Raw genomic sequence first — 12885 nt, forward strand, 5'->3', positions numbered from 1 at the left:
CGAGGTCGCGGCCCGGTTTGCCGGTGCCACGGCCGATACGACGAAGCGGCGGGCAGGTTGCGATTCGGTAGCTGTTCGGCGGCGCACGAGCTGTCAAACCGTGTTCCCAGCCGGGAGAGGTCCGGCCGGGCTGAGCGACAATGGCCGAACCACAGTTTGCTTTCGGTCACGCGAGATCAAAGAGTCGGCGCAGGCCAGCGCACCGCGACACGACCTGATGAGGACAGGCGGGAGACATCGTGAGTCAGCCGTCGCGGATCGACACGGGTGAACTGCGCGTGCTCGTGTCGACACTGGAGCGGCTCATCGTGGACGCCTCCCGGACAGTCGGCGAATTGAAGGCAGCCATCGCCTCCGCCGAGGCGCTCGTCGGCGATGGGCTCGACCGTGCCGAGGTGGCCTTCACTCCGGCGGCGGTGGAAATACCGGCTGCGGAGGTTGCGCCCGAAGCGGCGGACGCACCCGAGCGCAAGGCGATGCCCACTCCCTGGGCCCGGAAGACCTCGGCGACCCCGTGGTCGAGGCGCGTCGTCCGCCCGTGCCCGACGGTGCCGAGCGCACCGGTCCGAGCATCCGCGCCCCCGGAGGTAGCCGCGGTCGAACTGTCCGCGCCCCTGAGGCCGTCGGCGGCTCGCTCTTCGAAGTACGAATCCGCTGCTCGTCGCACCGACGCCTTGGACAATCCGGCGTCCGTCCGGCGCACGGATGCGGCTGACGGCTCCGCCCCACCGGGCGCCATCACCGTCGATTCGGCGCTGATCCAGCGGCCGGGCCGCGCGGACCGCTCCGCACCCGCCGATCGAACCGACGACGCCGATGTGCGCCGGACGGATCTTCCCGAAGCCTTCGCACCGATGCATCGCACCGACGTTGCCCGCCACCGGATCGATGCGCCCGGCCACCCCACACCCAACCGACGCACCGACGCCGGATCACGCCAGACGGCCCTTCCCGACGACGCGTCATCTCTCCGGCGCGCCGACGCCACATCCCACCGCCGGACCGATCTCCCCGAGCACTCCGCACCAATTCATCGCACCGACACCGCGTCCCACCGCCGGCCGGGTCCTCCGGACACGTCCGGACCGATCGAACCGACCGGCCTATCCACCCCGCCGGTCGAGACCGCGGGCTTCCAGTCCAGGAACCGGGCCGACGGCGGGCCGCGACGCCCACGGATCGACGCTGCCGAGAGAGCCGCGTTCGTGCCGGAGATAGACGTGGTGCTCCGCTTACCGCGAGCGAACGGAGCCGACACCGGCACGCCGCACCGACACACCGACGACCAGAGACCGAAGGACTATCCCGCCGAGGCCGAACCGAGCCCCGAAAGCAATTCGGCGCCGATCCGTCAGACCCACCTCGCCGACGAGTCGACCTCAGCCCCTACTAGCAACTCTTCGTCGGCCCCCACGAGCACTCCGGCTTCCGACCGCTTCGCACCGCACCAACACACCGACACCGCCGACGACCGAAGGCCGGAGAACCGCCCAGAGAACGCCCGACCGGATCCCGAAAGCGACAACGGGCGGATCCGCGGGACCCGCCTCGCCGACGAGTCGACCTCAGCCCCCACTGGCAACTCTTCGTCGGCCCCCACGAGCACTCCGGCTTCCGACCGCTTCGCACCGCACCAACACCCCCACACCGCCGACGACCGAAGGCCGGAGGACCGCCCAGCGGACGCCGAACCGGGCCCCGGAAACAACTCCAAGCCGATCCGCCAGACCCGACGCGCCGACGACTCGCCCTCCGCCCGTCCCGGCGGCCCTGAGTTCGACAGCGCGCCCCTGCCCGAGCCGACGCGGCAGACCGGCGACCGCCACGACATCGACCGTCCGGGCGGCGGTACCGACAGCGGTGAAGCGGTGCGCACCGTGGAGACAAGCGCGCCTCAGCGAGATACCGCTCCGAGCACCGAGACTCGTTCCACGATCGACACCGCGAACGGGGTCGCGCCCTCGGAGAAGACCGAGCTTCCCCATCGTCCGGAAGCCACCCGGCACAGCGACATCAAGCCGGACTCCACAGCCACCCCAGCCGACGGTGCAGCGGACGACGCCGCGCCGAAGATCCGGACCCCACCCCTTCCAGCCCAGGTCGGCATCGTGGGGGGCTCCGGAGGTCGCCGGATGGCAGGCGAGCCCGACTCCACATCGTCGGACAGCACGTCCGTTCTCCGGACCGATCTCCCGGACGGCTCCGCGACAACTCCGATGCTCGGCGGCTCCGCGGCAACTCCGACGATCGGCGGCTCCACGGCAACTCCGATGCTCGGTGCATCCGTCCCGCCAACGATCGGTGCGCCTGTCCCGCCGATCGAGCCAGCGGATTCCCCCGCCGTCCCGCAGCCGGCGATCAACCCTGACGACTCGGTACCCACCCCGCGAAAGGACGTCGCGGAAAGGCCGACTTCCGCGCCGGAGGCCCATGCCACTTCGCATCCCGACCACATCGCCCACTCCCGCGCCGCGAACCACCCGGCGGCCAGGCCGGCAGACGCTACGTTCCCCCACGCCACCGACGAACCAGTATCGCGGCGACGCACCGACACCGGCTCCACCGCCACTCAGTTGATCGACGCACTGCGCTTTTCCTGGATCGACGCTTCCCCCGACCCACGGGTCGGCTCACCGGGCGCTGCAACGACGGACCCCACCTCGCAAACTGAGTCCGACCCGCAGACCGGCAAGACAGACAGCTGGCGTCAGCCCTCGGGCAGCACACAGGCCTGCGAAGTCAGCGGAAGGACCGGCAACACGGCTCCTCCCGCACCTGGCCCACAGGGCGAATCCGCGCTCATCCCCCAGCCCGGCCGCACTGACGCTGCCGCGCTCGGCCGAAGACCTGACGCCCCTCACCAGCCCACGCCGATCGATGACACCACTAGCGCACACCGGCCCGTACCTCCGCCGCGGAGCGTCCCCGCTGACGGCTCCGACCGTCCCGGCCCGGCGCAGCATTCGACACGCGCGCCGCGAACAGACGACGCGCGCCCTCGTCAGGCCGTCCCTCGGATCACAGGCTCCGCGAACTCGGCGCCCGGGAGCGCTTCCGCCCCGCAGCACACCGACAGCACACGCGACGCATCCACCCGAACCAACTCGGCTCCCGCTCGGAACAAGGGCCGCGCGCCCCTCGAACGGACCGGCACAGCGCACCGCGCCGCAGCCCCGGAGCCGACCGGCCCCGACCCTTCCGAAGCGCTTCGCATCGCGCGGGAGATGTCGGCGCGGCATGGCTTGGAAGTCGTCGGGTTCGATGCCGCGACCGTGGATGTCCAGGTGATCCGTGAGATCGCTTCCGCCCTCGATGAGCTGCTTACGAAATACCCGATTCCGCTGCGTGGGGTCGAACTCACCGACGATGCGGAATCTCGCCCGAGGCCGGCTCGCGGGCCCGCCGAGCAGTCCGCCGAGTCCGCGATCTGGATCGTTTTGGACCGGGCCGCCTTGAATCCGCCTGCTCCTGTGGAGACGCGCAGGATCTTCCGTCGGCGCGGCCCGGCCGAACGCCCGGTGTACACGGCGGTCGCTCGCGAGTTCGCGGGGGCGCTGGACGCCGCCGGTGGGTTCCGGGCCCGGCAAGAAGCATTGCGGACGTTGATCAACGAGTCGCTGCGTGGCGGCGGTGGCGGACTCGGACTGCTCGATCCCGGCCGGGCCTTGATCGATGGCTTCACCGAGGTGGTGCTCCGGGGCGAGCGAGCAGGGGCGTCGGCCAAGGAATTGCATGGCGCACTGGTGAAAATGGCCCGAGCGGAGTCCTCCGACGGCCTGACGGCGTGAAGCCGACGCCGGGCTAGACGTTCAACTCGACCGCGACCCGCTCCAGACGGCTCTCGGTGTAGGAGGCGATCTGGTCCACCACGACCCGCACGCGAGCCGTGTCGTCGGTGGCGGCGTTCCAGAACGGCAGCAGCACCGGATCGAGGGAGCGCGGTGCGGTGGCCAGCAAGCGGTCGGCGACGGCGAGGATGCGTTCGCGCTGGGCGGCCTGGCGTAACCGGTGCGCCGGGTCGGACATGACATACCGCAACGCGACGGTCTTGAGCAACGCCACCTCGGCGGCGACGATGCGCGGCACTTCCAGGTCCGCGGCGTACCGGGACAACGGTTCCGGCCCGGCTACCTCCCTCGTCGCCATGATCGCGGCGGTGGCGAAGCGGCCGACGAGTTCGCTGGTCAGGCGTTTCAGCGCGACCGAGGCGGTGAACGTGCCGTCGTATCCGGACACCGCCGCGACCACCGGCAGTTCCGACAACCGCTGCGCGGCGGCGATCAGCTCGTCGGCGGCCAGCGAGTGCTGGAACTGGCCGAGCGCCGCCAACGCGTCCTGTTCGGCGGGGTCGGCCAGCGCGCGCAGATCGATCCGGCCCGCGATGACGCCGTCCTCGACGTCGTGCACCGAGTACGCGACGTCGTCGGACCAGTCCATGATCTGGCATTCGAGGCTGCGCCGCCGGTCCGGCGCGCCCTTGCGGATCCACTCCAGGCGCTCGGCGTCGACCTCGTAGGCGCCGAACTTGGTGCCCGGACCCGTTCGGCCCCAGGGATATTTGAGCGCCGCGTCGAGAGCGGCCCGGGTGAGGTTGAGGCCCGCGCTGGTGGCATCGGATTCGAGCACCTTGGGTTCGAGGCGGGTGAGGATCCGGAGGTTCTGCGCGTTGCCTTCGAACCCACCGAAGGCGTCGGCGAAGGTGTCGAGGGCTTTCTCGCCGTTGTGGCCGTAGGGCGGGTGGCCGATGTCATGGGCCAGCCCGGCCAGGTCGACCAGGTCCGGATCACAGCCGAGGCCGTCGGCGATGCTGCGGCCGATCTGGGCGACTTCCAGGGAATGGGTGAGCCGTGTACGCGGCGTGTCGGCCTCGCGCGGGCCCATGACCTGCGTTTTGTCGGCCAGCCTGCGCAGCGCCGCGGAGTGCAGCACCCGGGCCCGGTCGCGCGCGAACTCGGTTCGGTGGCCGGTCTCGAACTCACTGCGCGGCGGGCCGAGCCCCGCGGTCTTGGCGCCCTCGACGACGAGGCGTTCGGTGTCGTGATCGGTGTACCGGGCGCTCATCGAACCTCACTGTCCCGCCGTGTAGGTGAAGTCCGCCGAGAAGTGGGTGAGCTGGTACCACAGCAAGGCGCCGGTCTCCCGGGCGATGCCGTGCGCCTGGGATTCGCGGGTGTAGACGGCGGGGCCGGTTCTGGTGGGGGCGGTCCACGCCGCCAGCCCTTCGTCCCTGGCCATGGTGCGCGTGCGCAGCGAGTGCCACGGATCGCTGACCAGCACCGCCGACGACATGTCCCGTGCCCGCATCGCCGTCGCCACGGCTTCGACGCTGCGTAAGGTGTCCGAACCGGTTTCGACGGCGAGGATCTTGTCGCCCGGCACGCCGCGCGCCTGCAGATAGTTCTTGCCCGAGGCGGCCTCGGTGAACAGATCGCCCTCCTGCTTGCCGCCCACCGTGATGACCCGCGGCGCGACACCGGCCCGGAACAGCTTGTACGCCTGGTCGAGTCGCGCTTCGAAGACCGAGGACGGCGTGCCGGAGTACTGCGCGGCGCCGAGCACGACGATCGCGTCGGCCTTCGTGTAGTCATCGATGCGCGCGACCTGCCACACGCGGAAGGCGGTTCCGCCGACCAGCACCGCGCCCATCACCACCGAACCGACGACCAGCCGCCGCGTCCAGCGCAGCAACCCGGCGCCGAAGCCGTGCGGCCGGGCGGGGTCGGGAGCCGGGAGAGCCCGGGTGCGCATCGTCGGCAAATCCACACCCCAAGTCTGCCAGTAGCGGCGCCGTGCCTCGTCCGGTAACCGCCAGGGGGTTACCAGCCGCGCTCCTGCCAGGCCGGAAGGTCGGCGCGCTCCGCGCCGAGGGTGGTGTCGTCGCCGTGGCCGGGGTAGACGACGGCGTCGTCCGGGTAGCGATCGAAGAGTTTGGCCGAGACGTCGGTGAACAGCGAGGTGAAGTCCGCCGGGGAGGTGGTGCGGCCGACACCGCCGGGGAACAGCGAGTCACCGGTGAACAGGTGGACGCGGCCCGCTCCGTCGGTGAGCGCGAGGGTGATCGAGCCCGGCGTATGGCCGCGCAGGTGGATGACCTCGAAGACCAGCTCGCCGATGGTGACGGTGTCGCCCTCGGCGAGCAGCCGGTCGGGGCGGACCGGGAGCGGGTCGGCGTCGAGCGGGTGCGCCGCGGTCGGGGCGCCCGTGGCGGCGGCGGTCTCCCGCAGAGCCATCCAGTGGTCGCGATGCTGATGGGTGGTGACGATCAGCTGGACCTGCCCGGGCGTCTCCTGCTCGACGAGTTCCGCGATGCGCGATGCCTCGTTGGCAGCATCGATGAGCAGGGCGGCGCCGGTGGCGGTGCACTGCACCAGGTAACAGTTGTTGTCCATGCCGCCGACCGACATCTTGAGGATGCGGGCGCCGGGGACATCGCGCTGCTGCGGGTTGGCACCCGGTGACACGTGGCCGCTGTACGGGCGCTCGATGGTGATCACGGAAACGATGCTAGCGAGCTAGATTCGTGCCATGTCACTGCCGCAGCGGATCGGCCTCGTTCGCCTGCTCGTGATCAGCGTCCTGCTGGCCGCGTTCGCCCTGGCCGGGGCTCCGGCGGCCGGGGCGGAACCACCACTTCGGATGGACACCTATGTGGAGGACCCGGCCGGCGCGCTCGACCAGGGTCAGCGCGCCCAGGTGCGCGATGCGGTGAACCAGCTCTACGCCGACCAGCGGATCCGGTTGTGGGTCGTGTACGTGCGCGACTTCGACGGACGCACACCGCAGGACTGGTCCGCGCGCACGGCATCGATGTCCGGCTTCGGCGAACGGGATCTGCTGCTCGCGGTGGCCACCGACGACCGCGCGTACTGGCTGGAGGGCGAACTGCCCGGCGGCGTCAGCGATTCCGAGCTCGACGACATCGTGCTCGGGAAGGTCGAACCGGCCCTGCGCGACGGACGGTGGGCCGACGCGGGGGTCGCGACGGCCGACGGGCTGGACGCGGCGCTGCGCGGCGGCGGGGTGAACGCGCGCGCGCTGCTCGTGATCGGTCTGCTCGTCGTCCTGGTGGCGGGCGGCCTCGTCTGGTACGCGCGCAGACGGCGTCGCGCCCGGACCGAGGCGGAGCTGGCGGCGGCGCGGCAACTGGATCCGGAGAACGCCGCGGCGCTGTCCGCGTTGCCGTTGGAGGCGCTGCACACGCGCTCCCGCGAGGTGCTGGTGGAGATCGACAACGCGATCCGCACCAGCGGCGAGGAACTCGACCTGGCCACCGGCGAGTTCGGCGCCACCGCCACCACGCCCTTCCGCACCGCCCTCGACCAGGCGAAGGCCGCCGCCGCCGAGGCGTTCGCCATCCGGCAGCGCCTCGACGACGCGATCCCGGAGACGCCCGACGAACAGCGCTCGCTGCTGGTTCACCTGATCGGCACCGTCGGACGCGCCGACCGCGCACTGGACGCGCAGGTCACCGAGTTCGACGCCATGCGCGATCTGCTGCTCGACGCCGCGAACCGGCTGGACGCGCTCACCAGGGACGTCATCGACGTCACCGCCCGGATTCCCGATTCGGAGGCCGAGCTGAGCCGGCTCACCGCCACCCATCCGGCGAGCGTTCTCGCACCGATCCAGGACAACGTGCGGATGGCGCGGGAGCGCATCGCTTTCGCGGAGCAGAGCATCGACGCGGGACGGTCCGCGCTCACCGAGCCGGTGGGCGAGCAGGGCGGCGCGGTCGCCGCGATTCGCTCCGCCGAGGCCGCGATCGGGCAGGCGCGCGCCTTGCTCGACGCGGTGGACAACGCGGCAGCCGCGATCCAGCAGGCCCGCGACGGCCTTCCCGGTGTGCTGGACGAGCTGCGCCGCGACCTCGCCACCGCCGCCGAGCTCTCCGGCTACGGCGGCCAGCAGCTGGCGGACGCTCGCACCGCGGCGCAGTCCGCGCTGGCGAAGGCGACATCCACGGCGGACGCCGATCCGCTGAGCGCCTTCCACGACGCGGTCACCGCCGACGCCGATCTCGACCGCGCCGTCGCGGCCGCCACCGACCGCAAACTCGCCGCCGAGGACCTGCGACGCAGGCTCGATCGGGCCCTCACCGACGCGCGCGCCCGGATCGGCGCGGCCGCCGACTACGTCACCACGCGGCGCGGCGGCATCGACGCCGAAGCGCGCACCCGCCTGTCGGAAGCACAGCGCAACCTCGACGAGGCGCAACGGCTGAGCGCGAGCGACCCCGCCGACGCACTGCGGCGCGCGCAGACGGCGGCGGATCTGGCCGGGCGCGCGCTGCAGGCGGCGCAGGCCAGCGTCCGGGCCTGGGAGGCGTCGCGGGCGCCGTCGGCAGGCGCGCAGACGGGAGCGGTACTCGGCGGCATCCTGCTCGAAGGGCTCCTGCGCGGCGCGGCGAGCGGCGCCCGGCACTCCGGCGGCGGCTGGAGCCCCGGCTCGTACGGTGGTTCGTCCGGCTCCCGGCGGATCGGTCGCGGCGGACGATTCTGACCACGGCTCGATCCCGTACCGGATCAGTGACCGCCCGCCGCCGCGAGCGCGGTCAGCTCGGCCCGCACCGCCTCGAGCAGACCGTCGGTGTGCGCGCCGCCGCCGAGTACGCCGACCGCCAGCTCGTGGGCGAAGGTGTAGACGAGAAACGTGACCGCGGCCGACGCGCCCGCGGAGGGGCGAGGATGCGCCGAGACGTAGACGATCTCGTAATCGGTGAACTCGATACCGGGGGGCGTGCGGAAGACCGGGACGACTCCGGTGTTGGTCACCGCGATATGCCCGGCCAGGGAATGAATCCTCTTCGGGCCGTAGAGGTCCGGGAAGTGCAGGACGGACTGCTGCACAACGCCTTCGGACAGGTCGCGCGTCAGACGGGCCGAAATCCGCTGTGCCAGTTCGAGCGGGTTGGCCGCCGGGTCCACACTCGCCGCGAAGGAAGCGAGTCCGGCCATATTGGTGCCCGCCGCCGCTGCGACCGGCGGCTCCAGCCGGGCGCGCAGGTCTACCGGATACAGGCAGCCCAATGATGTCGCGCCGCCTGCGGTCTCCCGCGCGTACGCGCGCAGCAGCGCGGCGGTCAGCAGGCCGTTCATCGTCACGCCGGTGCTGCGCGCGAGGTCGGTGATCCGGGCGGTGGCCTCCCGGTTCAGCCGCACGCGCACCGGACGGGTGAGCGTGCTCGGCGCGGCCTGTGCGCTGCCGGGCGGCAGGTCGCGAGCCTCCGGTGGAAGCGGCTTGATCACGTCCTCGAAGCCGGACGTCGCGGTCCTGGTGATGCCGCGCTCCGCGACATACCACTCCAACGAATGCGGAATATTTTGTGGCACAAGGTTTACCGGCTGTTGTTCGACGATGCCGGTATAGCACTCCCACAGTCGCGACAGCAGCTCGACGCAGTAGCCCGCGTCGGCGACGCTGTGGTGAGCGAACAATGTGACCCGCCATTGGTTGGCGCCCGAACCGACGACATCCAGGTAGGCCAGCTGCACCGCCGGATCCATCGCTGGGATGCCGATCACCGCCACGTCACCCTCGCGCACGGAAACCGGAGTCCATGCCGTCTCGTCCGCGGCCAGCAGATATCCCTGTCCCGCAACGTCTTCGGCGATCCGGCAACCGATCACCGGATACGCTCGCCGTAACGCCGCGAAGGCTTCCCGCAGCGCCGTCACGTCCAGCGCTCCCCGTACCGACACCGACCGGCCCGTGTAGGTGCCATGCCGCACGAACCGCTGCTCCGACGGCGCCAGCGCACGAATCGGAGCGTCCTCATCCCTCAACACACCGCAAGGGTGCGGCACCACCGGCACGGGCGCAAACCGACCGGGCGGACGGATGCGGAAGACTGCCGGTATGAGTCTCGCGGCGCACTTGGAGAAGATCGGCCTGCCCTCGGTGGAGGAACAGCTCGCCCATCCCACCGTGGCGGGCATCGCGGCGGGCACCCTGCCCGAACCGGTGTTCCGGTCCTGGTTGGAGCAGGACTATCTGTTCCTGCTCGACTACGTCCGGGTGTTCGCGCGCCTCGCCTGGCAGGCTCCGGCCGCCCATCTCGGCGACCTCGTCGACCTCGCGCACGCCACCTATCACGAGGAACTGTCGCTGCACCGCTCGCTGGCCGCCGAGTTCGGCGCCGACCTCGAGGGCGCAGTCAAAGGCGGTCCGTGCGCGGCGTATACGGCGTTTCTGCTGGACTCCGCCGCGTCCTATGGTGAAGGGCTCGCCGCCTTGTATCCGTGCATGTGGGGGTACGCCACGCTCGGCGCGCGACTGGCGCAGCGGCCGCCCGCCGAGCCGCGTTACCGCCGCTGGGTCGACACCTACGCCGATCCAGGCTTCGCGGTCTTGACCCGCCGCTGCGCGCAGATGATCGACGAGTCCGGCGCGGACCCGGCACGCGCGGAAAAGCTGTTCCGCGAAGGACTGCGGCACGAGCTGGCGTTCTGGGACGTTCCGCTCTGACGTTGACGGCCGGGTGACCTACGCTCACATCGTGAGTCAGGACCACGTGCGGGCGTCCGACGCCGATCGGGAGAAGATCATCGACCAGCTGCGCCTCGCGATGAACGAAGGCAGGCTGTCGCTGGCCGAATTCGACGATCGGCTGCAACAGGTGTACGCCGCCAAGACCTATGGCGAGCTGACGCCGTTGCTGTCCGACCTTCCCGCGCAACGGGAAGCGCGGCCGGCGCGCGCAAAGGGCATCCCCCAGTGGATCACGATCATGTGGACGCCCTGGGTGTTCGTCAACGTGCTGTGCGTGGCGATCTATCTGGCCACCGGCGCGGGCTACTTCTGGCCGTTCTGGGTCGCGGTGCCGTGGGGTGCGGCGCTGCTCATCCCGACCACGATCGGCATCATCACCCGCAAGAAGATCGGCTGAACGACAGCGCCCCGTGGCCGAAGACGACCACGGGGCGCGGCGGCGGAACTCAGGCGCCGATCAGGTGCTGGGCCAGGTAGCCCTCCACCTTGTCCAGTGCGATGCGCTCCTGGGTCATCGTGTCGCGCTCGCGGATGGTCACCGCCTGGTCGTCGAGCGTCTCGAAGTCGACGGTGATGCAGAACGGGGTGCCGATCTCGTCCTGGCGGCGGTAGCGGCGGCCGATCGCCCCCGCGTCGTCGAACTCGACGTTCCAGTTCTTGCGCAGCTGCGCGGCCAGGTCTTTCGCCTTCGGCGTGAGATCGGCGTTGCGCGAGAGCGGCAGCACCGCGGCCTTCACCGGCGCGAGGCGGCGATCCAGGCGCAGCACCGTGCGGGTGTCCACGCCGCCCTTGGCGTTGGGCGCCTCGTCCTCGGCGTACGCGTCGACCAGGAAGGCCATCAGCGAGCGGGTGAGGCCCGCCGCGGGCTCGATGACGTACGGGATGTAGCGCTCGTTGGTGTTCTGGTCGAAGAAGCTCAGCTCGGTGCCGGAGTGCTCGGAGTGCGTCTTCAGGTCGAAGTCGGTGCGGTTGGCGATGCCCTCGAGCTCACCCCACTCGTTGCCCTGGAAGCCGAAGCGGTACTCGATGTCGGTGGTGCCCGCCGAGTAGTGCGAGAGCTTGTCCTTCGGGTGCACGAACAGCCGCAGATTGTCCGCGGCGATGCCGAGATCGGTGTACCAGGAGAACCGCGTCTCGATCCAGTACTTGTACCACTCCTCGTCCTCGCCCGGCTTGACGAAGTACTCCATCTCCATCTGCTCGAACTCGCGGGTGCGGAAGATGAAGTTGCCCGGGGTGATCTCGTTGCGGAAGCTCTTGCCGATCTGCGCGATGCCGAACGGCGGCTTCTTGCGCGCGGTCGTCATCACGTTGGCGAAGTTCACGAAGATGCCCTGCGCGGTCTCCGGGCGCAGGTAGTGCAGACCCTCCTCGGACTCGATCGGGCCGAGGTAGGTCTTGAGCATCATGTTGAAGTCGCGCGGCTCGGTCCAGCGGCCGACGGTGCCGCAGTTCGGGCACGCCACCAGCTCCATCGAGACCGTGTCCGGGTCGTCGATCTTGTTCTTCAGCGCGTACGCCTCCTGCAGGTGGTCCTGCCGGAAGCGGTGATGGCAGTGCAGGCACTCGACCAGCGGGTCGTTGAACACACCCACGTGGCCGGAGGCGACCCAGACCTGGCGGGGCAGGATCACCGAGGAGTCCAGACCGACGACGTCCTCGCGGCCGGTGACCATGGCGCGCCACCACTGCTTCTTGATGTTCTCTTTGAGCTCGACGCCCAGCGGCCCGTAATCCCACGCCGACTTGGTGCCTCCGTAGATCTCACCGCACGGGTACACCAGACCCCGGCGCTTGGCGAGGTTGGCAACGGTGTCCACCTTCGACTTGGGTGCCACGCGAGAATTCTCCATCCACTGCGAGTCGGATCGTGTGAGTTGAATCTATTCACGTGAATAGATCATCAACAGGTCGGCTATAGCCTATAGACCCTGACCAACCTGGTTTCCACCGCACAGCCAACCCGATGAACGGCGCGCCCGTTTGACATGCGCACCTGTGCATATGCAAACTGGTAATGCTTTCCATTAAGGAGTTGGTGACATGACCGCCGAGACCGCCGCCGCACCGCCGCACAACCCGTATCGGTCGCCCGGACCGGCGCCGGTACCCCCGCGAACCGTGCTGGAGGATGCGGGTGAGTTGTTGCGGGCACTGGCCGCCCCGGTCCGGATTGCTATCGTGCTGCAGTTGCGCGAGTCACCGCGGTGTGTGCACGAACTGGTCGACGCGCTGGGTGTCACGCAACCATTGGTCAGTCAGCATCTGCGTATCCTCAAGGCCGCCGGTGTCGTGCACGGTGAGCGTTCGGGTCGCGAGGTGCTCTACGAACTCGTCGACGACCACCTGGCGCACATCGTCGTCGACGCCGTCGCGCACGCCGAGGAAGGGTGATTC

At 70.2% G+C, this 12885-nt stretch carries 10 protein-coding genes; 5 read left to right on the plus strand and 5 right to left on the minus strand.

From position 1 onward, the window contains the following. Positions 1-239: 239 nt before the first annotated feature. On the plus strand, positions 240-3788 hold the full coding sequence (locus QMG86_RS23410; RefSeq protein WP_281874824.1) for a hypothetical protein: 3549 nt from the start codon (positions 240-242) through the stop codon (positions 3786-3788). Between the two features lie 13 nt (positions 3789-3801). Here QMG86_RS23410 and QMG86_RS23415 read toward each other — a convergent pair whose 3' ends face one another. The 3 genes from QMG86_RS23415 to QMG86_RS23425 form a co-directional block, all read right to left on the minus strand. Then, positions 3802-5061 (minus strand): deoxyguanosinetriphosphate triphosphohydrolase, encoded by a 1260-nt coding sequence (locus tag QMG86_RS23415; RefSeq protein WP_281874825.1) that lies wholly within the window; start codon positions 5059-5061, stop codon positions 3802-3804. A gap of 6 nt (positions 5062-5067) precedes the next feature. Continuing rightward, positions 5068-5748, minus strand: a complete 681-nt coding sequence (locus QMG86_RS23420; protein ID WP_281881098.1) for a YdcF family protein — start codon at positions 5746-5748, stop codon at positions 5068-5070. Between the two features lie 68 nt (positions 5749-5816). Continuing rightward, positions 5817-6494 (minus strand): MBL fold metallo-hydrolase, encoded by a 678-nt coding sequence (locus tag QMG86_RS23425; RefSeq protein ID WP_281874826.1) that lies wholly within the window; start codon positions 6492-6494, stop codon positions 5817-5819. Positions 6495-6525: 31 nt separating this feature from the next. Between QMG86_RS23425 and QMG86_RS23430 the strand changes: the two genes are divergently transcribed. Continuing rightward, on the plus strand, positions 6526-8499 hold the full coding sequence (locus QMG86_RS23430; RefSeq protein ID WP_281874827.1) for a TPM domain-containing protein: 1974 nt from the start codon (positions 6526-6528) through the stop codon (positions 8497-8499). A gap of 23 nt (positions 8500-8522) precedes the next feature. On the opposite strand, the gene QMG86_RS23435 is transcribed toward QMG86_RS23430, so the two are convergent. Then, entirely contained in the window at positions 8523-9785 is a 1263-nt protein-coding gene (locus tag QMG86_RS23435) for a phthiocerol/phthiodiolone dimycocerosyl transferase family protein (RefSeq protein WP_281874828.1), read from the minus strand. Between the two features lie 70 nt (positions 9786-9855). Between QMG86_RS23435 and QMG86_RS23440 the strand changes: the two genes are divergently transcribed. Next, on the plus strand, positions 9856-10464 hold the full coding sequence (locus QMG86_RS23440; RefSeq protein WP_281874829.1) for a TenA family protein: 609 nt from the start codon (positions 9856-9858) through the stop codon (positions 10462-10464). Between the two features lie 31 nt (positions 10465-10495). Beyond that, positions 10496-10885, plus strand: coding sequence for a DUF1707 domain-containing protein (locus QMG86_RS23445; protein ID WP_281874830.1), 390 nt, complete (start codon positions 10496-10498; stop codon positions 10883-10885). A 49-nt stretch (positions 10886-10934) separates the two neighbouring features. On the opposite strand, the gene QMG86_RS23450 is transcribed toward QMG86_RS23445, so the two are convergent. Continuing rightward, the gene (locus QMG86_RS23450; RefSeq protein WP_063020497.1) at positions 10935-12326 is read right to left on the minus strand and encodes a glycine--tRNA ligase; all 1392 of its coding nucleotides are present in this window, start codon (positions 12324-12326) and stop codon (positions 10935-10937) included. A gap of 205 nt (positions 12327-12531) precedes the next feature. Between QMG86_RS23450 and QMG86_RS23455 the strand changes: the two genes are divergently transcribed. Continuing rightward, positions 12532-12882, plus strand: coding sequence for an ArsR/SmtB family transcription factor (locus QMG86_RS23455; RefSeq protein WP_039796803.1), 351 nt, complete (start codon positions 12532-12534; stop codon positions 12880-12882). Positions 12883-12885 lie beyond the last annotated feature (3 nt).

This window comes from Nocardia sputorum, from assembly GCF_027924405.1.
Taxonomy (GTDB): domain Bacteria; phylum Actinomycetota; class Actinomycetes; order Mycobacteriales; family Mycobacteriaceae; genus Nocardia; species Nocardia sputorum.

What these genes read in the sequence shown, in the direction of transcription:
- QMG86_RS23415 (WP_281874825.1), bottom strand. Translation starts at nt 5,061, where the DNA reads ATGAGCGCCCGGTACACCGATCACGACACCGAACGCCTCGTCGTCGAG.
- QMG86_RS23420 (WP_281881098.1), bottom strand. Translation starts at nt 5,748, where the DNA reads ATGCGCACCCGGGCTCTCCCGGCTCCCGACCCCGCCCGGCCGCACGGC.
- QMG86_RS23430 (WP_281874827.1), top strand. Translation starts at nt 6,526, where the DNA reads ATGTCACTGCCGCAGCGGATCGGCCTCGTTCGCCTGCTCGTGATCAGC.
- QMG86_RS23440 (WP_281874829.1), top strand. Translation starts at nt 9,856, where the DNA reads ATGAGTCTCGCGGCGCACTTGGAGAAGATCGGCCTGCCCTCGGTGGAG.
- QMG86_RS23455 (WP_039796803.1), top strand. Translation starts at nt 12,532, where the DNA reads ATGACCGCCGAGACCGCCGCCGCACCGCCGCACAACCCGTATCGGTCG.